This window comes from Nocardia sp. CA-084685 (assembly GCF_050955785.1).
Lineage (GTDB): Bacteria > Actinomycetota > Actinomycetes > Mycobacteriales > Mycobacteriaceae > Nocardia.
This window is the reverse complement of the sequence record NZ_CP192094.1, coordinates 9,449,333-9,469,241: the sequence shown is the minus strand read 5'-3', so window position 1 is coordinate 9,469,241 and position 19,909 is coordinate 9,449,333. Positions and strand designations below refer to the sequence as shown.

Below are 19,909 nucleotides of genomic sequence, written 5' to 3'. Positions count from 1 at the left end.
ACGGTGATGGTGTGTTCCGCACTACTCCGTAGTAAGGTGCGTCAAGCAAACAAGTCGTCGGGGTTGGTTACCGGCGTCGAGAGGGGTTAGCCAGTGCAGTCGACCAAGAGTCCACCAGCGCAATCACGGATGAGTGATGCGGTCGATTGGACGAAGGCCTACTGGGAAGACCATCCGAAGCGTTCCCTGGAGACCTTCGGTAGACAGATCACGATGGGGTTCGCTGCGGTCGCGGAGTTGTTCATCGCGATATTCCGACGCCGCTTTCCCTATCGTGAGTTCATCCGGCAGTGCGCGTTCATGTCCAGTGTCGCCGCGGCGCCGACACTGCTGGTCGCCATCCCGATCGGCGTGATCGTTTCCATCCAGGTCGGCGCGGTCGCCAGCCAGGTCGGTGCGACCTCGTTCATCGGCGCGGCGAACGGTCTCGGCATCATTCAGCAGGGCGCGCCGCTGGTTACCTCGCTGATGATCGCGGGCGCGGTCGGTTCGGCGATCACCGCCGATCTCGGTTCGCGCACCATCCGCGAAGAGATCGATGCGATGCGGGTGATGGGTGTGGATCCGCTGCGTCGTCTGGTCGCGCCTCGGCTCGGTGCGGCCATGCTGGTCAGCGTATTGCTTTGCGGGTTTGTCGTATTCGTCGGATTTTTGACTGGCTACATTTTCAATATTTTCGCGCAGAACGGAACCCCGGGTTCCTATATCGGCACCTTCTCCTCGTTCGCGGTCACCATCGATCTGCTTGTCGCACTGGTGAAATCGTTGATCTTCGGGTTGCTCGCGGCGATCATCGCCTGTGATACCGGGCTCAATACCAGGGGTGGTCCGGGCGGCGTCGCCAACTCGGTGAACTCCGCGGTGGTCAGTTCCGCCATCATGTTGTTCGGCGTGAACTTGATCATCACCCAGATCTACAACGTTCTCCTCCCCCCACAGGTGGTCTGAGCCGGTGTCAACAACTTATGTACCGCCGCTGCTGCGGCCACTTCGGCATATAAAGAAGTCCGCGCAGGTCCCGGTGGATATGGTTGCGCGCCTGGGTCACCAGGTGTTCTTCTTCCTGCGGTCGGTGGGCTCGATCCCGTTGGCGCTGCGGCACTATCCGAAGGAAGTCTGGCGGCTGCTTTCGGATGTGACCTGGGGCAACGGCAGCCTGGTCGTCGGTGGCGGCACCATCGGCGTCATCCTCATCCTCAGTGCGTTCGGCGGGATGACGGTCGGCATTCAGGGCTATACCTCCCTGAACCTGCTCGGTCTGAGCCCGATCACCGGCGCCATCTCCGCCTTCGCGACCACCAGGGAGTTGGGGCCGCTGCTCGCGGCACTCGCCTTCGCCGCCCAGGCCGGCTGTCGATTCACCGCGCAACTCGGCGCGATGCGGATCTCCGAGGAGATCGACGCACTCGAGTCGATCGCGATCCGGCCGTTGCCGTATCTGGTGAGCACCAGGATGTTCGCGGCGATGATCGCCATCGTTCCGCTCTACTGCCTCGGCCTTGCCATGGCCTACCTTTCGTGCTCGCTCACGGTGCAGTTGATCGGCAACACCTCCAGCGGTACCTACGCGCACTACTTCTATCAGTTCCTGATACCAACAGACGTGTTCTACTCGCTGCTCAAGGCGATGGTGTTCGTCGCGATCACCACGTTCATCCAGTGCTACTACGGATTTTTCGCCTCGGGCGGTCCGGAGGGTGTGGGTGTCGCGGCCGGTCGAGCCATCAAGATGTGCATCATCATCGTGGTTTTCGCGGACCTGTTCATGACATTGGCGATCTGGGGAGTCAATCCCGGCATCCGGATCTCGGGATAGGACGAGATGATCATCGATCCCAGTGGGCGTGGCCCCACCATGCGACAACTGTTGGTCGCCGGCGTATGCGGGCTCCTCGTCTTCGCGCTGCTCCTCGGCTTCCTGATGGCGAGATACCGAGGCTATTTCGTGCCCAAGGTGCATGTGGTCGCCGATGTGAAGAGCACCGGTGACGGACTGCCCAGCGAGGCCGACGTGAAGTTCCGCGGCGTGCTGGTCGGCGCGGTCAAGGATGTCGAGGTCGTTGCCAAGGGTGAGCGGCAGAAGGTGCAGATCGACCTGAAACCGGAATTCGCCGGCGATATCCCGTCGAACGTGACCGCCCGGGTGGTGCCGAGCAACCTGTTCGCCGTCACCTCGGTGGAATTGGTCTTCAACGGTCCGGCGGATAAGTACCTGCACGAGGGTTCGGTCATCGAAGAGGACCAGAGCCAGGGCACCATCGCGCTGCAGGACACCCTCACCAAGGTCCGCACGGTCCTCACCAAACTCGACCCGGTGCAGTTCGGCCGGGTGCTCGGCACGCTGTCCCAGGCGCTGGACGGCAGCGGCCGGATGCCAGGATCCACCATCGAGCGGCTGGACAGGTGGCTGACCTCCGTGGACGAGTCCATCCCGAATCTCGGTGTGCTGCTCGATGATTTCTCGGCCTCGGCGCATGCGCTCAATGAGTCCGCACCCGAATTGCTCGACGTGTTCGGTAAGTCGGTGAAGACCGCGCAGACCATCGCCGATCACCGGTCCCAGCTGATCGCCCTGATCAGCGGTACGGCAGGCACGGTCGATTCGGTCAACTCGCTGTTCGCCCGCAACGGCGATATCGGCAAGCAGGTAACCGCGGGTACCAGCGATATGTTCGGCGCGCTCGCCGCGGATGCGAATTCGATCCCGGACACCATTGCCTCGCTGAACAATTCGCTGCGCAAGTTGAGCACGACCTTCCACTGGGGCCCGCAGCGGCAGATGGTCTGGAATGCCGGTGCGACGCTCACCCCGTACCGGCCCTACGAACAGGCGGACTGCCCGCGCTACGGCAATCTGGCCGGACCCAGCTGTGCCACCGCACCCGTGGTTTCCGATCCCGGCTACCTGCCCGAGTCGATGAAGCCGCGTTCGCTGGAGACGGCGCAGGGTTTGGCGAAACTGCCACTGCCCGCGGGTTTCCCGGAGATACCTGGTCTGACCTCGCCGGGTGATCCGCTCGCGGCGGCCTCGGCCGAGCCGAAGCCGGCCAGCCCGTTCGCGGGTACGCCGCTGGAGGGGTTGTTCCCGAATCCGACGCCGCCGGCGCCGAATGCACAGCCCTCCGCCGACCAGCCCGCGGCTCCGGCCGTACCCGTCCAGCCGGCGAGTGCGCCCGTAACCGCCGGTCCGATTTCGTACCAAGGAGATGCCGCCATTGTGGCCCTGCTCGGTCGTCGTCCGACGGCGGCAGAATATCTGCTGCTCAGTTCGGCAATGCGCGGGGGCACCCTGCAGGTCGGCGAAAGCGGTACCGCTAAATGAGCATTCGTAAACCACTCATCGGCTTCAGCCTCTTCGCGATCGTCTCGATCCTGGTCACCGTCGTCGTCTGGAATACGCTGGCGCGGGTTGTGGAGGGTACTACCAACACCTACACCGCGACCTTCAGCGATGTGCTCGGTCTGCGCGAGGGCGATGACGTCCGAATGGCGGGCGTGCGGGTCGGCAAGGTGGAAAAGATCGAAGTCACCCGCGATCCCAAGACCAAGAAGGCCCTCGCCGATGTGACGTTCATCGTGCAGCGCAACCAGACGGTGTACGACGACACCAAGGCGCTGGTGCGCTACCAGAACCTGATCGGCCAGCGCTATATCGCGCTGGCGCCCGGTAAGGCGGCGAGTCCGGCGGCGCTGAAGAATAAGGCCACTATTCCGCTCGAGCGCACCGAACCGTCCTTCGACGTCTCGGGTCTGCTCAACGGATTCCAGCCACTGTTCCAGGTGTTGCAGCCCGAACAGGTGAACCGGCTCTCGGAAACCTTCATCCAGGCATTGCAGGGTGACGGTGTTTCGTTGAGCTCGTTCATCACCCAGGCCGCGACCCTGGCCACGGATTTCCAGCGCAGGGACGCGATTCTCAGCGATGTGATCACCAACCTCAGCGGCGTGATGTCCGGGTTGGCCAAGCGAGGTGATGAATTGGAGACCCTGGTTACCCAGACCCGGGCACTGATCGGCGGCCTGTACGACCAGGGTCAGTCGCTACAAGCGTCCACGGTGCAGATCGCGGACGCGACCAGCGGTCTTGTCGACATGATGGGCAGGATCCAGCCGAAGCTGGTGACCGCACAGGATTCGACGAGTGCGGCGCTGACGATGCTGATCGCCAATGGCGCGAAGCTGGATCAGGCCGCGATCGACCTGCCCGCGGCGCTGTCCGCCCTCGGCAAGTTCACCCAGGACGGCGCCTACGCCAACGCGTACTTCTGCAAGCTGGACGTCTCGCTGTACGGCATCCTGCTCCCCCGCGGTCTGCTCCCACAGATCGGTGGCAACGGACAGTCGGCGGTGTGCCGCCCATGATGACCAAGATCAAGGACAGGTTCAACGGCAACCGCTACTTCTGGCTGGGTGTCATCGGTGGTGTCCTCATCATCGTGCTGCTGATCGGCTCGAGCGCGTACAAACTGATCGGCGTCGGTGAGAAGACGGTCAAGGCCGAATTCGTGCAGACGGCCGGGGTCAAGGTCGGCGACAAGGTCAATGTGGCCGGTGTCCCGAGCGGCCATGTGGCCGGTGCGAAGCTGGAGAACGGGCACATCCTGCTCACCCTGAGCGTGAACGACGATGTGAAGCTCGGACCGGATGCCAGGGCATCGATCAAGATGGCGACGCTACTCGGCGCGCGCTACGTCGATCTCGATCCGGGTGACGGGTCCGGGTTGAAGGGCGGCCGAATTCCGTTGTCCAACACTTCGGTTCCGTACAACCTGGCCGATGTGGTCGAGTACGGCACTCCGAAGTTCGAGGCGCTCGACACCAAGCAGTTGGCCACCTCGCTCGATCTGATCAATAAGCAGTTGGGCGATTCGCCCGCGCTGACCGCGCAGGCGCTGGACAGCATCGGCGCGCTCGCGAAGGTGATGGATTCGCGCAAGGCGGAGGTCGACAGCCTGCTCAAGGATCTCGACCGGGTCACCAGGATTCTCGGCGACAACCGCAACAGTGTGCTGCTGGTGATCACCCAGGGCGAGGCGATCGCCAACCGGGTGATGGAACGGCAGAGCCTGCTGCGCCAGCTGCTCGACAACGTGTCGACGCTGAGCCGTCAGCTGCAGGAGATCGGCGCGGCCAATAATAACCAGCTCGGCCCGACCATCGACCAGCTGAACATCATGGCGGAGGGCCTGCAGAAGAACAAGGACAACCTCGACCGGATGCTGCAGATCATGCCGGTGTCGGTGCGCACCTTCAACAACGCGTTCGGCAACGGTCCGTACGGTGAGGTCGGCCTGCCCTGGCTCTTCCCCGACAACTGGCTGTGCTTCGCCCACCTGATCGAGGGGTGCCAGGGATGAGACTGATGCGAATCAACCTGCGGACTTTGGCCAAACCACTGATGATCAGCGCGGCCGCCCTGGCTGTCGGCAGTTGCTCGCTGGTGCCGAGTTCGGTGGACCGCGCACTGGGCAACACGATGACGATCACCGCGGACTTCGAGAACATCGCGGGTGTCTTCGAGGGCAATCCGGTCACGGTGCTCGGGCTGGAAGTGGGCAAGATCGACAAGATCATTCCCAAGGGCACCATGGTCGAGGTGCACATGACGATCGACAAGGACGTCAAGATCCCGAAAGACGCGATGGCAGCGATCGTTTCGCCGTCCATCGTGACCGACCGGCATGTCGAACTCACCCCGGTTTACACCCAGGGCGAGACCATGTCCAATGGCGCGCATCTGCCGAAGGCGAAGACCAAGACACCGGTCGAGCTGGACACGATGCTCGAGACCATCGATCAGTTCGCCGCGGCGCTCAAGCCGGAGCCGGGTACCGAAGGCATCGGTCCGCTGTCGGGTCGGGTGCTCTATCCGATGCTGAACGGCAACGGCGAGAAGATGCGCGACACCCTCAACGCCCTCTCCGGTGCGTTGAAGGTCGGCGTCGACAACAAGGACGCGGTCTCCAGCATCATCGTCAAGTTGAACGAATTGACCACCATGCTGGCCGAAAACGACCAGTCGGTACGCGATTTCAGTAATCGGATGACACAGATGACTGGTCTGCTCAGCGATCAGGCACCCGGTTTGGAGGCCACGCTGCAGCAGCTCAACGACTTCCTGGCCAATACCAGTTCGACCTTGGTGCAGTACCAGGATCAGCTGGGCGGATCGCTCGAGGGACTGACCAAGGTGACCGATCAGCTGCGGGCCAACGCCCGCGGCCTCACCGAGGTCGTCGACCTCGCGCCGCTGCTCATGCAGAACCTGGACCGGTCGATGAACCGGCAGCTCGGGTACGTCCGGTTGCACGGCAACCTGCCGACCTTCCTCAACGGCGAACTGCTGAGTGTGTTCTGTGAACGGATTCAGATGCGCTCGGATGGTTGCCGTACCGGCAAACTGGAGGACCTCGGTCCGGACCTTGGTGTTACGGCGGCACTGCTGGGGATGACCAAATGAGCGACCGGTTCACAGTGAAAGCTCGCCGCGCGGTGATCGCGCTGGCCACGATATCCGGGGTGGCCATCACCTCCGGCTGTGGTCTCACGGTGGAGAGCCTGCCGCTGCCCAAACCGGGCATGGCCGGTGAGACCTACATCCTGCACGCGAAATTCGAGAACGCGCTGAACCTGCCGGATCAGGCCAAGGTGAAGATCGGTGGCTCCGATGTCGGCGTGGTCTCGAATATCCAGACCAAAAACTTCGAGGCCATTGTCGATCTGAAGATCAGCAAGGACATCGAGCTTCCGGTCGGCAGCACGGCCGAACTACGGCAAGCCACCCCGCTCGGCGATGTGTTCATCGCGGTGTCGAAGGTCAAGGCGGATCCGGGCACACCGATGCTGCACGACGGCGACACACTCGGCCGGGATAAGACCTCGGCGGGCGCCACCGTCGAGGAGTTGCTGATCTCGGTATCCATGTTGTTCAACGGCGGTGGCGTCGCGGCGCTCACCAAACTGACCTCGGAGCTGGACTCCATCGTCGGCGGCCGCGGTGACCAGATAGCGCATCTGATCACCGAAATGACCGGCGTCGTTGGCAGTTTGAACGACAACAGTGCTCGCATCGACAGTGTGCTCGCCGAGTTCGGCTCGCTGGCCACCACCATCGAGACGAGGCATTCGGAGTTGGGACAGGTCGCGAACACCCTGCCGCAGATGATCGGCGCTATCGCGGAGAACAACCGGGCCATCGGCGATCTGCTGCAGAAGATTTCGGTGACCAGCGCGGCGCTCGGCGACTATGCGAATACCTCCAGCGACCAGCTGAGCGATCTACTCGACAATGTGCACAAGCTGATGAACGCCCTGTCACAGACCGAGCAGAACTTCGGTCCCGCACTGGATGCGCTGCACGAGATCCGCGGTCCGATCGACGCGTCCTTCCGCGGTAACAGCCTCGCGGTCTACGCCACCGTCACCAATATCCACAACTTCAGCTTGTTGTCGGATCCGGCGCAGGGCAAGTTCTTCGACGGACGCGATCTCAGCGACTTCGCGGGCAGCCTGATCACCGTCCTGCAGGCCATTCAGGGACGACTGCAGGGGGGACACCGATGAGTGAGCGAAGCGAGCGAATCATGTGCGAGCGCGCGCAACGCATGCCGGAACCGAGCGCCAGCGAGGTGCAGGCATGAGCTGGCTCGGCAAACTGATGCGGCGCAAGATGCTGCTGTCCACCATCGGCCTGGTCCTGGTGTTTATTGTCGGCGCCAGCTACCTGCTGGTGAGCGTCATGCGGGTGAATCCGCTGAAGTCGACCTACGCCGTCACGGTGGACCTGGACCGCTCCGGCGGTCTGCAGCCGGGCAACGATGTGACCTTGCGCGGCTATCGCATCGGCAAGGTGACCTCCATCGAGTTGGTCGATCGCGGACAGTCCATCGCCGCGAAGGCCGAAATCGACTCGAAGTACAAGATTCCGGTCGATACCAAGGTCTCGGTGGGCGCGCTTTCCGGCGCCGGTGAGCAGTACATCGACTTCCGGCCGAATACCGAGCAGGCGCCGTTCCTGAAGGACGGCTCGGTCATCGAATTCGATGCGGAGAAGATCAAGACTCCGACCCCGATCTGGTCGGTGCTCGACAACGCCAGCGCGCTGATCGCCCAGGTCGATCCGGATAAGTTCAGTGTCATCCTGGCCAACCTGGATACCGCACTGAGCGGTGGCCCGGATCAGTTGCGCGGCATGGTCAATGGCATCAGCCTGGCCATGGCCGGATTCGACAATCTGCTGCCGCAGACCCAGAACCTGATTACCAACCTGCGCACCATCGCGAATACCACCTCGAATGCGCAGCCGGATCTGGGGACGCTGACCCGCAATTCGGGTCAGTTGTTCGATCAGTTCAACAATGCCAACGCCGAATTGCAGGCCGTGCTGGAGAAGGCACCTGGACAGCTGACCAGTCTCGGTGCGGTACTGGACAAGACGGCCGATCCGATCACCAGTCTCGCGGCCAACTTCGCGGCGATGACCAGGGCCGCGCAGCTGCGGATTCCGGCGCTGCAGGCGCTGTTCCCGTCGCTGAACATCGGGTTGTCCGCCGCTGGTGTGCCCGCGCACGACAATGAGTTCCACGCTGTCGCCGATATCTGGGTCAGGCCGATCTGCCAGTACAAGCATGTGCCGATCCGCAATGAGGTCGTCCAGGACGGCTCGCTGCCCAAGTGGAACTACTGCGAGAATCCGCCGCCCGGACTGCAGGTTCGCGGTTCGGCGAATGCGCCGCGGCCGAATATTCCGGACAATGGCGCACAAATGCCGCCGGGTGCGGATCCCAATGAAATGACCCCACCGCCGCTGCGGTGATCCGAACACTGCGGTGAGTTGACGCAGCGAGCGGTACGTATTCGATGGTGAGTTACCCCGGCCATGGCCTGCGATCCCGGGCCGGGAATACTCCCCCGCAGAGTGCGAACGGTTCGTCCGAAGCGGACCGAGAAGGCAATATCGGTGCGCTCACGTGCGCCGGGAAAGTGCAGGATTGTATCGATGGCCACTGATGATGTCGGCGCCGAGAACGAGAACCCGGATGCCCCGAAAGAGGACGCCAAGCCGGATGCGCCCGCCGAGGACAAGACGGTCGAAATCGGGAAGGCGGGCGATGCGGTAGCCGCGGAGCCGACCCCGAAGTCCGCACCGAAGCCAGCACAGGACAAGCTGGCCGAGGGCGCGGCGCAATCCCCGGCCCAGACCGTTGCCAAGGACCGGGGCGCACTGGTCCCGATCATCGCGGCGTTCGTCGCCGGTGTGCTGCTTGTCGCGGCGGTCACCGCCGTCGTGGTCTTCTACCGGCAGGCCAGCAATCGCGGCGACGAGCTGGACGCGCACGAAGCCGCCACCGCGGCCGCGTGCAATTACGGCAAGCTGATCTCCACTTACGATCCGCAGACTATCGACGAGTACCTGAAGAAGGTGGATGCCGCCTCGACCGGTGACTGGAAGGATCAGTTCACCAAGCTCGGCCAGGACCTCAAGGGTGTCGTGGTCGACGCAAAGGCCACCTCGTCCACCTACGACATGCAGTGCGGCTTCCAGTCCGGCGATACCGAGAACGCGAATGTGCTGGTGGTGATCGGTCAGACCACCACAAATGTGAATATCGCCGCCGCGAACAAGCCGCCGAGCAAGGTGGAACTCGTGGTGGTGGCCGGGCTGAAAAAGGTCGACGACAAGTGGCTGGTCAACAAGTTCGACCTGCCCATCCTGAAGCAGATGGGCAACTGATCGGATTATCTACTCCGAAAAGCGCCTCCGGGCGGGTGGGAATGGCACCACCCGCCCGGAGGTCTTTCCGGCGGTCTCGCACCCGGTCGCGCCCAGCGGACTCAGAACAGGGTCAATGCCTGAGGTGCTGGCGCGACCGGCTTCCCCGCTGACCGCGGCCGGGCGGATTTTTTGGTCTTATCGGAGGAGTCCTCGAGCACCGGCTGCAGCTCGGGGAGCTCGGCGGTCGAGACCTCACCGGCGGCTGCGGACGCCGCGGCCTGTCTGGCCGCCTCACCCGCGAGGGTGTCGGCCATTTCGTTGTAGTAGTTGCCGACATGTCCACGCACCCAACGGAACCGAACCGGTCCCGGCCGGGAGGCGATGGCCCGGTCGATCTGTTTGATGAGTTCGACGTTCTTCACCGCGCCGCCGCTGGCGGTGCGCCAGCCATTGGTGCGCCAGCCGAAGATCCACTCCGAGGCGCATTTGATCGCGTAGAGCGAATCGCTCTCGATGAACAGCGGTTCCTCGCCGGGATGTGCGAGTACCGCCTCCAATAGCGCGCGCAACTCTGCGACCTGATTGGTTCCGGTGGCGGCTCCCCCGCTGCGTGAACCGCCCTGGTGATTGACCCAAGCCCAGCCGATAGCGCCGCCGGGATTGCGGAGGCAGGATCCGTCGGTGCTCACGATGATCATGGGTGGCACCCTACGCAATCCGACCGACAAGATCGGTACCGTGGAATTGCTCTATCTCCCTTCGCAACTGGGATTCGGTGTGGCGCAATGCCGAGCGCACGGCGAAATCCACCGGACGCAGGCACGGCCGACCGAACAGCCCACCCGGTGGAGCGTACTCCGCTTCCGAGGTCAGCACCGAGCGCCCGTAGCCGAGCGGGTCGAAGCGCAGCGTCAAAGTCCCGGATAACCGGCCGCGCAATGTGTAGCCGATCACCACGTTGCGCCGGTATTCGGTAATCTCGCATTCGACGGTCGGCCGCCACAGTCCCAGCCTGATCCGAGTCGTGAAGACCGCGCCGAGACCCTGGTCGAGCTCGCCTTTCGGCTCGAACGCGGCGACGGCGAACATCCAATCCGGTACTAACAGATGGTTGTCGGTATAGGTGAAGGCCACCTCGACCGGGGCTCCGACGTCGCTCGCGTATTTGATGTGGCCCATCGGGCCCCTCCCTGTTGGCTGCCGCTAAAAGTACTACAGCTCTCCTCTTTATTCGAGGGTTTGCCGGAAATTTGGTTGGCGGGCTTACCACATTGATGACCGGGTGGTTGGTTGGTTTGCTGGAACGCGCAACCCAGCTAACTCGGCGCGGTCACAGTTGGTCGACGATGTATTCGGCGATCGGCATAGCGGAGGTCGCCGCGGGTGACGGAGCGTTCAGCACATGAATCGAGCGGGCAGTGCGCTCGATCAGGAAGTCGTGCACCAGGGTGCCGTCGCGCAGCACCGCCTGCGCGCGGATGCCCGCCTCCCGCGGTCGCAGGTCAGCGAGCGTCAGCTCCGGACAGTACCGTCGGCATTCGGCCAGGTAGCCGCGTTTGAACAGGGAGTTGCGCAATTCGCGCAGTCCGGTGCGCACATGCGCGCGGGCGACTCGGTGGAAGCCGGGAAACCCGAGCATCGCGCGGGCGTCACGGGCGTCGAAGCTGCCCTTGCGGTAGCCCTCCCTGGCCAGTCCGAGCACCGCATTGGGGCCGACGGTCAAGGTGCCGTCGATCATCGGGCTCAGATGCACCCCGAGGAAAGGCAGATTCGGATCGGGAATCGGATAGATCAGCGTGCGCACCAGTCCGGATCGGCTCGGCGGTAGCTGGTAATACTCACCGCGGAACGGCACGACGCGGAAGTCATTTCGCAGACCGGCGAGAGCGGCCATGCGGTCGGCCTGCAGACCCGCGCAGACAACCAGCGTGCGCGCGGTCCAGGAACCTGCGGGGCCCGCCGCGGTGACCGCCTCGGCGGTTTCGGTGAGTGCGGTGACCTCGGCATTCAACACGATTTCAGCGCCCGCGGCTCGAACCTCATCGGCGAGTGCGGTGGTGACGCGAGTGAAGTCGATGATGCCGGTGGCGGGTACGAATAGTGCGCCGACACCGGTCACATGCGGTTCGCGGCGCGTTAATTCGGCGGTGTCGATGAGTTCGACATCGACGCCGTTGGCGACCGAGCGTTCGTGCAGCGCGATCATCCGCCGGTACTCGGCGGCATCGGTGGCCACCAGCAGTTTTCCGCAGACCTCGAACGGAATATCGTGTGCGGCGGCGAATTCCTTCGTCCAGGCGGCGCCCTTGCGGCACAGGCGGGCCTTCAAACTGTCCGGCGGATAGTAGATGCCGGAATGAATAACGCCGCTGTTGTGCCCGGTCTGATGCGTCGCGAGTGCGTCGGCCTTGTCGACGAGCACCAGGCTCGCACCGGGATGACGGCGCAGAATCCGATGCGCCGTCGCGACTCCGACGATCCCGCCCCCGATGACACAGAAGTCGTACATGGGACGCAGCGTAGGCGGCTAGATCGCGATGGTGTCGTTCGCCGTCGTGACGGTCGGATTCGGGGTGGCGTCGACCGATGCCTCAGTGGCCGAACCTTCAACGCTCGCAGCGTGTTCGGTGCTGGGCGCTGGATTGCGGTTCAGTCGCACACCGTGTTCGCCGAGGGTCGGATCGGAGAAGGTGAGTATCACTTCGCCGCTGTGCGTATCGAGCTCGGTGCGCACCTGGGTGACGGCGGCCGGGTCGGCATGGATGCCGAGACGGTCCCGAACCGGTTCGGTGAGCAGGAAATCTGTCAGTACCGTCAGCGCATTGGTATCCACGGTGAAGGCGACGGAATTCGCACGCCCGGGTACCAGCTGTGCGCCGACATAGGCGCTGCCGAGGCGCAGTTTGCCACTGATTCCGGTGGCGGCAGGCGAATCGGTATGGGCTCGAGAGATTTTCATGGTGCCGTCACTGGGTTCGGCAGGAAAGCGGCCGAATAGTGCGGGCAGATCGCGACCTCCGCCGGTCAGCACGGCATCGGAGAGGACGGGTCCGCGGCCGGTGTCGACATCCGGAATCCGGACCACGGGTGGTGCGGCGATATCGTCGGTGGCGTGCTGGGCGTCGGCCATCTGATGGACGATGTAGGCACCGGAGGCGACAGTGAGAGTGAGGCTGGCGGTGCCGGCGAGCACGATGGCGGTATGCCGAGCGATCTGGGCAGGCTTACGTGATGCCACGATGCGTTCCTTTCCGTCCGCCCCTGAACCCCTCACCGCGCGGCCCGCATCGTTGAAAGCCGTACGCTTGTCCAGGTTACCGGGGCAGCCGCAGATAGCACCGCATGGAAGAGATCAGCATCACAAAGCCGGGTGACGCCCGCGATACCGAACTCGAGCGGATGGCGTCGTCGATGTTTCCACCAGCTGACAAGCGGGTAAATATACTTGGCTGGCGAGCGCCATTCTCGACTGCCACATCGAGACACCCGGCCAACGGCGTCCGGCCGACACGAACGGCGCACCCAAGTGTGGCGCTCGCCCGCACCTGCGTTCCGGTCGGACCCGATTCGGCGGGTCAGGCGAACTGGCCCGCCGACCGCCCGTCCCCCGTCGGTCCCGCGAAAGCCTGTGCGATGGTGAGCCATTCGGCGGCGTCCGCACCCACCGCGTCCAACGCCAGATCGTCACGGTGACGGCGCTGCGTCACCAGCAGGCAGAAGTCCAGTGCCGGACCGGTCACATACTGTGCGGCGTCCTCGGGACCCCAGGACCACACGCCGCCATCCGGTGCCGTGAGTTCGACCCGGAATTCCTCGGTGGGCACGGTCTTGCCGCGCACGGTGTAGGCGAAATCCCTGGTCCGCACGCCGATATGGGCGACCGTGCGCAGCCGGGTGGTCGGTGTCCTGCTCAGCCCGAGTGCGTCGGCGATGTCCTGGCCGTGTGCGAAGGTCTCCATCATCCGCGCGCTGACCATGGACGCCGGGCTCATCGGCGGTCCGAACCACGGCAGTTTGGTGCCGGAGGGCACCGTTCGCAGGGCCTCGATCAGAGCGGCACGGCCGCGACGCCATCGGGCGAGCAGTTCGGCGGCCGGTGCGGTGGACGCCTCGTCGGCGGCCTCGTCGACGAAGGTGAATGCCTTCGGGCCCACCTCCGCCACCAGCTCCGCGAAACCGTCCGGATCGGTGGCGGCCAGCGCGGCAACCTCATCGGTCCAGGCCAGATGGCCGATCTGATGGGCGATACTCCAGCCGGGGGCGGGTGTCGGCGTGGACCAATCCGCCAGCGGCGCGACGATCCGTTCCAGTTCCGTGCAGTCGTCGGCGAAATCGCGCAGGAGCGCGTTCAGGTCGGCCATCTGATCCCTGTCCCGTCCAGGTGTACTGCTTCGTACGCCGTCGCGGTTCAGCATCGCAGCGGTCCAGAAAAAATGCAAGCATGCGTGCTTGTATTTGGTGCAGCCTCGGTGTCGACCGGATTCCGGCCGGTTACCAGCCGAAAATCGTCAGGTGCGCGGCGCCGACCACCAAGCCGAGCAGTGCGCCGTGCAGGTACAGCAGCCACGCATCCTGTTCGACCGAGGCATAGAACATCTCCATGAACTCCCCCGGAGTGAGGTCCTGGAGCTTGCGCGCTGCGAACTCGTCGATCTTCTTGGCCTGTTCGAGGGTGAACTCCTCGTCCTCGACCAGGCTCGGGGCCAACCCGACTGCCGCGCCCGCGGCGCCGACCTTGAGATTGTCGAATTGGCGGCGGCCGAAGGCGACGCGCACGATCGACGTCGTAGGGCCGAGTTGGCGATGGATCTCATCGGAGACCAACCGCTCGATCAGCTGTCTGGTCTTATCGCCGTTCGGGCCGTCGAGCAACTCCTTGGACAGGTTCGGCAGCGTCAGCACCTGGTAGGCGAGGATATGCGCGAGATCGGTTGCCGCCTGCGGCTGCCGCTTGGCCAGCAGCGCCTGCTTCCACAAATACTTGTAACGCGGCTGCGGGTCACCCGGTTCGAAGACCATTTTGACCGCGATGACATTCACGATCACACCGATCGCCGCCGAGACAAGCAGCACGATCACCCAACCCGGCACCCAACCGAACACCGGAATGGTGTGGTGCACATGCATATACAGTGCCAGCAGCAGCCCGAACGGCGCACCGAGCAGACCGATGCGCACCATGAAACGCAATTCTGGGGCGGCGATGGTGGTCGTCAGATCCTTGAGGATGTACGGGTTTTCCTGCAGATACCGAATGACGAAGGATTTGATATCGATGAGCTGATCGACATTCTCGCCGAGCGATTCGAAGGCCCGCCTGGTCAATGCGGGCAATTCGCGGTCCACCCGCTGATAGATGACCTGCTTCATCGCCCTCGGCACGCCCCGCCACAGGTCCGGATTCTCGCGATACATCACCTGGTCGACGATCGGTTTGACCTGCTTGCTCGCCAGTAGCGCGAGATAGTCGGCAATACTTTCCAGATCCAGCTCGTGGATGAAATCCCGCGGACTGCCGATGCGCATCAGCGCCTTGTCGACACAAATACTGGCCATCTTCTCCGCGCGCGCCGGAATAAATCCCTGGAATCCCAACCGGCGGCCGTCGCCGGAGAACGTCGGCAGCACCTGGACCCGGCGCGGAAAGTATGGATACAACACCTGGAGGCCGGGAATCCGAATTCCGCGAAAGACGACCGGCCAGAACAGCATCAGCACACCGGTCCAGTTGGTGAGCCACCCGGCGAGCGCACTGAAGACCGGAAAGGTGATCAGATCGACGGAGAACTTCGACAGGCCGGTCAGCTCTTCCCAATCGATGAACACTCCGGATGTGAGTGTTGTCATCGTGGGATCCCCCTAAAAGCCGCCCAGGTGCTGAGATATCTAGCTGCCAACATTCTCATTGGCTCCGACGGGTGTCAATGAGACCGATCGCTGTGAGCGAACGTGGGCGGCGGTGTGGAACAAACGTGGAACGCCCGGGGTTGACTGGGCATCGCTCAACTTTTGGAAGGGTCGAACACGTGACTACACCACAGAACCTGCCGGTCCTGTTCCTGACCGATCCGATCGTGCTGCCGGGCATGGTCGTGCCCATCGAACTGGACGAATCGGCGCAGGCCGCCATCGACGCCGCGCGCGCCGCGGATACCGACGCGGTGCTGCTCGCGCCCCGGTTAACCGAGGGCTACGCCTCCTACGGCGTCGTCGCCACCATCGAACAGGTGGGCCGGATGCGCGGTGGCGCGCCCGCCGCGGTACTGAAGGCCGAACGGCGGGCCAAGATCGGTCACGGGGTCACCGGGCCGGGTGCCGCGCTGTGGGTCGAGGCCGAACCGGTGGAAACTCCCGCCGCCGACGGTCGCACCAAAGAGCTTGCCGCCGAGTACAAGAAGCTGGTCGTTTCGGTGCTGCAGCGTCGAGAGGCCTGGCAGATCATCGACGCGGTCAATCAGCTGACCGATCCGTCGGCGATCGCCGATACCGCGGGCTACGCGCCGTACCTGAGCGCCGACGAGAAGCGTGAACTGCTCGAAACCCCCGATACCGCACAGCGTTTGACCAAGCTGATCGAGTGGACCAAGGCACATATCGCCGAGGCCGAGGTCACCGAGAAGATCAGCGAAGATGTCCGCGCGGGCATGGAGAAGAGTCAACGCGAATTCCTGCTGCGCCAGCAGCTCAATGCCATTCGCAAGGAACTCGGCGAGGACGAACCCGACGGCGCCGACGACTACCGCACCCGGGTCGAGCAGGCCGACCTGCCCGATGACGTGCGCGCCGAGGCGCTGCGCGAGGTCGGTCGACTGGAGCGGGCCAGCGATCAGAGCCCGGAATCCGGCTGGATCCGGACCTGGCTCGATACCGTCCTAGACCTGCCGTGGACCGTGAAAACCACGGATAGCACCGATGTTTCGGCCGCCCGCGCGGTGCTGGACGCCGACCACCACGGCCTGGACGAGGTCAAGGATCGCATGGTCGAGTACCTGGCCGTGCGCTCCCGCCGCGCCGCGCGCGGACTCGAGGTCGTCGGCGGACGTGGTTCGGGCGCCGTGCTCGCGTTGGTCGGCCCGCCCGGTGTCGGCAAGACCTCGCTCGGTGAGTCGGTGGCGCGGGCCATGGGCCGCAAGTTCGTTCGCGTCGCCCTCGGTGGTGTGCGCGACGAGGCGGAGATCCGTGGTCACCGGCGCACCTACGTCGGCGCGCTGCCGGGCCGGATCGTGCGTGCCATCAAGGAGGCGGGATCGATGAATCCCGTTGTCCTGCTGGACGAAATCGATAAGGTCGGCTCGGACTTCCGCGGTGATCCGGCCGCGGCGCTGCTCGAGGTGCTGGATCCGGCGCAGAACCACACGTTCCGCGATCACTACCTGGATCTGGATCTGGACCTGTCCGATGTGCTGTTCATCGCGACCGCGAATGTCATGGAGACAATTCCCGGTCCGCTGCTGGACCGCATGGAAATGATCACCGTCGACGGTTACACCGAGGACGACAAGGTGGCCATCGCCCGCGACTTCCTGGTGCCACGGCAGCTGGAGCGCAATGCGCTTACCGCCGAGGAGGTTTCGATCACCGAGGCGGCACTGCGTGAGGTCGCGGCCAACTACACCCGGGAAGCCGGTGTGCGGCAGATGGAGCGATTGATCGCGAAGGCCTTGCGCAAGGCCGCGACTCGGCTTTCCGAGGACGGCGAAGCTTCGGCCGACAATGTGGTGTCGCTGGGTTACGACACCGAGCTGGGCTACGACTCGCTGATCATCGATCTGGACAACCTGAAGGACTACCTTGGCCGCCCGCGTTTCACCCCGGATTCGGTGGAACGCACCGCGGTCCCCGGTGTGGCAACGGGTCTGGCGGTCACCGGTCTCGGCGGCGATGTGCTCTACATCGAGGCCAATGGTGCCGAGGGCGAGCGTGCGCTCACCCTGACCGGTCAGCTGGGTGATGTTATGAAGGAGTCGGCGCAGATCGCCCTCACCTACGTGCGCTCGCACCTGGCGGAGATCGGCATCGAACCGTCGGTGCTGGATCGCAATATCCACATCCACTTCCCGGCGGGTGCGGTGCCGAAGGACGGGCCCTCGGCGGGTGTCACCATGGTCACCGCCCTGGTGTCGCTGGCACTCGGTCGGCAGGTGCGCGCGGATGTCGGCATGACCGGTGAGGTCACGCTGAACGGCCGGGTGCTGCCGATCGGCGGGGTGAAGCAGAAGTTGATGGCAGCGCAGCGCGCGGGTCTGAAGACGGTGTTCATCCCAGCCCGCAACGAGCCGGATCTGGATGACGTGCCCGCGGATGTGTTGGCCGCGTTGGATGTGCGCCCGGTCGCCGATGTGGCCGACATCCTGGCCTACGCCATCGAGCCGGTCGTCGAACCGGCGGCGGCGACTCCCGCCTTCGCGGCGAGCGCCTGATATTCGCCTCGGACGGGCCGTACCTGCGGGTACGGCCCGTTCCGTATGCATGGTCGCCGTGACCGCGACGCAAGGGCGATGCAAGCCCGCGCGCACATGATCCTGACATGACTTCTACGCAGCGGATTCCCGTTCTCGTTGTCGGCGGCGGCCTGGTCGGACTATCGGCCGCGCTGTTCCTCGAATATCACGATGTCCCCTATGTTCTCGTCGAGAAACGGACCAAGGTATCGGCCTTGCCCAAGGCCCGCGGCCTGCACACCAGGACCTCCGAGCTGTTCCGCCAGGTCGGCGTCGAGGGGCGGGTCGAGCAGGCCGCCGCGACCGCACTGCGGGCGGGCAGCTCCGGTGGCGCGAGCCGAGGCACCAGCCTGATCACCGCCGAGCCGCTCGACCTCGGTCACTTGCGGGCGGCAATGGCGGCGGCCGACCCCAGCTCGTCGCAGTTCTGCTTCCTGCCCCAGGTACTGCTCGAGCCGGTGCTCGCGGAGCAGGCCCGCGAACGCGGTGGTGACCTCCGATTCGGGGTCGAGCTCATCGACTTCGAAACCGATGACGCGGGTGTCACCACAACCCTGCGTGACGAGTCGGGCCACCGCTCGGTAATCCGGGCCGACTACCTCATCGCGGCCGACGGTGCGGCCAGCCCGATCCGTCGGGCACTGGGTATCGATGGCTGGGAGCTGCCGCCGACGCGCTACTACATCAATGCCTTTGTGCGGACGGATCTTACCGGGGTGCTGGGCGGTCGCACCTTCAGCCAGTGCGAGATCAGCAACGACACCATGCGCGGACTCGTCTTATCCAAGAACAACACCGACGAATGGTCCTTCCAGCTCGAATACGATCCGACCCGTGAGACGGCCGCGGACTATCCGGACGAACGCTGCGTCGAGCTGATCCGCGCCGCGATCGGCGTGCCTGATATCGAGGTCGAGGTGTTGGCGCGAAGTGCTTGGGACACCGGCAGTTTCGTGGCCGACGAGTATCGGCGCGGCCGGGTCTTCCTCGCCGGTGACGCCGCCCACCGGCACGCGCCGTGGGGTGGTTTCGGCGGCAATACCGGTGTCGCCGACGCACATAATCTGGCCTGGAAACTGGCCGCCGTGCTTTCGGGTACCGGCGGACCCGCACTGCTCGATTCCTATCAGGCCGAACGCTGGTCACGTGCGATCATCGCCGCCGAACAGGCCAATCTCGGAGACGACTTCGAAACCCGCTACGGCATCGAAACCCCTGACAACGCAGGGCTTTTGGCGCGGCGGTTGGATTTCGGGGCGGTTATGTCGCGCTTCCGGTACGCGTCGAGCGCGGTATCGCGTAAGCCAGCCGATTGCGTCGAATGGGTCGAACCGCACGTCGATCGGCTGACCGGACAGGTCGGAACGCGACTGCCGCACCTGTGGCTCGACGCCGAGCACACCACCTCGACCTTGGATCTCTGTGGACCCGGTTACGCGATACTGATCGCCGGGAACTCGGCTGCCTGGCGCGATGCCGCGGCCGATGCGCAGCGCGAGACCGGTATCGAGATCGCGGTGCACGGCTTGGGCACCGAATGGGGTGCCTGCACCGATCTGCCGGAGGGTGGGGCGCTGCTGGTGCGTCCGGACGGGCATGTGGCGGCACGTTCCGATCAGGGCCTGTACCCCAGGTCGCTGGTCGCGATGTTGCGGTCGCTCATGGGCTGGTCGGCGTCGGTGCTGGACACCAAGGCGACGGCTTGATCCTGAGAGGCGTTTCCGTTGTGCCGCGCAGTGATCCGCAATGGACC

Annotated in this window: 17 protein-coding genes; 11 read left to right on the top strand and 6 right to left on the bottom strand. The window is 64.3% G+C overall.

The window, feature by feature from the left end; genetic code table 11:
• Window positions 1-129: 129 nt before the first annotated feature.
• The 9 genes from ACQP2U_RS41845 (at window position 130) to ACQP2U_RS41805 (ending at window position 9,733) form a co-directional block, all read left to right on the top strand.
• Window positions 130-948, top strand: a complete 819-nt coding sequence (locus ACQP2U_RS41845) for an MlaE family ABC transporter permease (protein ID WP_174566228.1) — start codon at window positions 130-132, stop codon at window positions 946-948.
• Window positions 949-952: 4 nt separating this feature from the next.
• A complete protein-coding gene (locus ACQP2U_RS41840; protein WP_433712686.1) occupies window positions 953-1,816 on the top strand; it encodes an ABC transporter permease in 864 nt (287 codons plus the stop codon).
• 6 nt (window positions 1,817-1,822) lie between these two features.
• Complete coding sequence (locus ACQP2U_RS41835) at window positions 1,823-3,322, top strand: MCE family protein (RefSeq protein ID WP_433712684.1); 1,500 nt, start codon at window positions 1,823-1,825, stop codon at window positions 3,320-3,322.
• On the top strand, window positions 3,319-4,362 hold the full coding sequence (locus tag ACQP2U_RS41830; protein WP_433712683.1) for an MCE family protein: 1,044 nt from the start codon (window positions 3,319-3,321) through the stop codon (window positions 4,360-4,362). The genes ACQP2U_RS41835 and ACQP2U_RS41830 overlap by 4 nt, the downstream gene beginning before the upstream one ends.
• Window positions 4,362-5,357, top strand: coding sequence for an MCE family protein (locus ACQP2U_RS41825; RefSeq protein ID WP_433716778.1), 996 nt, complete (start codon window positions 4,362-4,364; stop codon window positions 5,355-5,357). The genes ACQP2U_RS41830 and ACQP2U_RS41825 overlap by 1 nt, the downstream gene beginning before the upstream one ends.
• Window positions 5,354-6,460: an MCE family protein gene (locus ACQP2U_RS41820; RefSeq protein ID WP_433712681.1), complete on the top strand. Its 1,107-nt coding sequence runs from the start codon at window positions 5,354-5,356 to the stop codon at window positions 6,458-6,460. The genes ACQP2U_RS41825 and ACQP2U_RS41820 overlap by 4 nt, the downstream gene beginning before the upstream one ends.
• Window positions 6,457-7,563 (top strand): MCE family protein, encoded by a 1,107-nt coding sequence (locus tag ACQP2U_RS41815; protein ID WP_433712679.1) that lies wholly within the window; start codon window positions 6,457-6,459, stop codon window positions 7,561-7,563. Before ACQP2U_RS41820 ends, ACQP2U_RS41815 begins: the two co-directional genes overlap by 4 nt.
• Window positions 7,564-7,636: 73 nt before the next feature.
• Complete coding sequence (locus ACQP2U_RS41810; protein WP_433712677.1) at window positions 7,637-8,815, top strand: MlaD family protein; 1,179 nt, start codon at window positions 7,637-7,639, stop codon at window positions 8,813-8,815.
• Window positions 8,816-8,998: 183 nt separating this feature from the next.
• The gene (locus ACQP2U_RS41805) at window positions 8,999-9,733 is read left to right on the top strand and encodes a hypothetical protein (RefSeq protein WP_433712676.1); all 735 of its coding nucleotides are present in this window, start codon (window positions 8,999-9,001) and stop codon (window positions 9,731-9,733) included.
• A gap of 101 nt (window positions 9,734-9,834) precedes the next feature.
• Here ACQP2U_RS41805 and ACQP2U_RS41800 read toward each other — a convergent pair whose 3' ends face one another.
• From ACQP2U_RS41800 to ACQP2U_RS41775, 6 genes are all read right to left on the bottom strand, one after another.
• On the bottom strand, window positions 9,835-10,413 hold the full coding sequence (locus ACQP2U_RS41800) for a ribonuclease H family protein (RefSeq protein ID WP_433712674.1): 579 nt from the start codon (window positions 10,411-10,413) through the stop codon (window positions 9,835-9,837).
• Between the two features lie 10 nt (window positions 10,414-10,423).
• The gene (locus tag ACQP2U_RS41795) at window positions 10,424-10,894 is read right to left on the bottom strand and encodes an SRPBCC family protein (RefSeq protein WP_433712673.1); all 471 of its coding nucleotides are present in this window, start codon (window positions 10,892-10,894) and stop codon (window positions 10,424-10,426) included.
• A gap of 151 nt (window positions 10,895-11,045) precedes the next feature.
• Window positions 11,046-12,224 (bottom strand): L-2-hydroxyglutarate oxidase, encoded by a 1,179-nt coding sequence (gene lhgO, locus ACQP2U_RS41790; protein ID WP_433712672.1) that lies wholly within the window; start codon window positions 12,222-12,224, stop codon window positions 11,046-11,048.
• 18 nt (window positions 12,225-12,242) lie between these two features.
• Window positions 12,243-12,953: a hypothetical protein gene (locus tag ACQP2U_RS41785; protein ID WP_433712671.1), complete on the bottom strand. Its 711-nt coding sequence runs from the start codon at window positions 12,951-12,953 to the stop codon at window positions 12,243-12,245.
• Window positions 12,954-13,290: 337 nt separating this feature from the next.
• On the bottom strand, window positions 13,291-14,076 hold the full coding sequence (locus tag ACQP2U_RS41780) for a TIGR03084 family metal-binding protein (RefSeq protein ID WP_433712670.1): 786 nt from the start codon (window positions 14,074-14,076) through the stop codon (window positions 13,291-13,293).
• A gap of 130 nt (window positions 14,077-14,206) precedes the next feature.
• Window positions 14,207-15,562, bottom strand: coding sequence for a hypothetical protein (locus ACQP2U_RS41775; RefSeq protein WP_433712669.1), 1,356 nt, complete (start codon window positions 15,560-15,562; stop codon window positions 14,207-14,209).
• Window positions 15,563-15,801: 239 nt separating this feature from the next.
• On the opposite strand from ACQP2U_RS41775, the gene lon reads away from it, so the two are divergent.
• A complete protein-coding gene (gene lon / locus ACQP2U_RS41770) occupies window positions 15,802-18,135 on the top strand; it encodes an endopeptidase La (RefSeq protein ID WP_433716777.1) in 2,334 nt (777 codons plus the stop codon).
• Between the two features lie 107 nt (window positions 18,136-18,242).
• Entirely contained in the window at window positions 18,243-19,862 is a 1,620-nt protein-coding gene (locus ACQP2U_RS41765) for an FAD-dependent monooxygenase (protein WP_433712668.1), read from the top strand.
• Window positions 19,863-19,909 lie beyond the last annotated feature (47 nt).

Bases quoted from the DNA above. Each gene is read 5' to 3' on its own strand.
- ACQP2U_RS41845 (WP_174566228.1), top strand. From the start codon at position 130: ATGAGTGATGCGGTCGATTGGACGAAGGCCTACTGGGAAGACCATCCG.
- ACQP2U_RS41835 (WP_433712684.1), top strand. From the start codon at position 1,823: ATGATCATCGATCCCAGTGGGCGTGGCCCCACCATGCGACAACTGTTG.
- ACQP2U_RS41830 (WP_433712683.1), top strand. From the start codon at position 3,319: ATGAGCATTCGTAAACCACTCATCGGCTTCAGCCTCTTCGCGATCGTC.
- ACQP2U_RS41825 (WP_433716778.1), top strand. From the start codon at position 4,362: ATGACCAAGATCAAGGACAGGTTCAACGGCAACCGCTACTTCTGGCTG.
- ACQP2U_RS41820 (WP_433712681.1), top strand. From the start codon at position 5,354: ATGAGACTGATGCGAATCAACCTGCGGACTTTGGCCAAACCACTGATG.
- ACQP2U_RS41815 (WP_433712679.1), top strand. From the start codon at position 6,457: ATGAGCGACCGGTTCACAGTGAAAGCTCGCCGCGCGGTGATCGCGCTG.
- ACQP2U_RS41810 (WP_433712677.1), top strand. From the start codon at position 7,637: ATGAGCTGGCTCGGCAAACTGATGCGGCGCAAGATGCTGCTGTCCACC.
- ACQP2U_RS41805 (WP_433712676.1), top strand. From the start codon at position 8,999: ATGGCCACTGATGATGTCGGCGCCGAGAACGAGAACCCGGATGCCCCG.
- ACQP2U_RS41800 (WP_433712674.1), bottom strand. From the start codon at position 10,413: ATGATCATCGTGAGCACCGACGGATCCTGCCTCCGCAATCCCGGCGGC.
- ACQP2U_RS41795 (WP_433712673.1), bottom strand. From the start codon at position 10,894: ATGGGCCACATCAAATACGCGAGCGACGTCGGAGCCCCGGTCGAGGTG.
- lhgO (WP_433712672.1), bottom strand. From the start codon at position 12,224: ATGTACGACTTCTGTGTCATCGGGGGCGGGATCGTCGGAGTCGCGACG.
- ACQP2U_RS41780 (WP_433712670.1), bottom strand. From the start codon at position 14,076: ATGGCCGACCTGAACGCGCTCCTGCGCGATTTCGCCGACGACTGCACG.
- ACQP2U_RS41775 (WP_433712669.1), bottom strand. From the start codon at position 15,562: ATGACAACACTCACATCCGGAGTGTTCATCGATTGGGAAGAGCTGACC.
- lon (WP_433716777.1), top strand. From the start codon at position 15,802: ATGGTCGTGCCCATCGAACTGGACGAATCGGCGCAGGCCGCCATCGAC.
- ACQP2U_RS41765 (WP_433712668.1), top strand. From the start codon at position 18,243: ATGACTTCTACGCAGCGGATTCCCGTTCTCGTTGTCGGCGGCGGCCTG.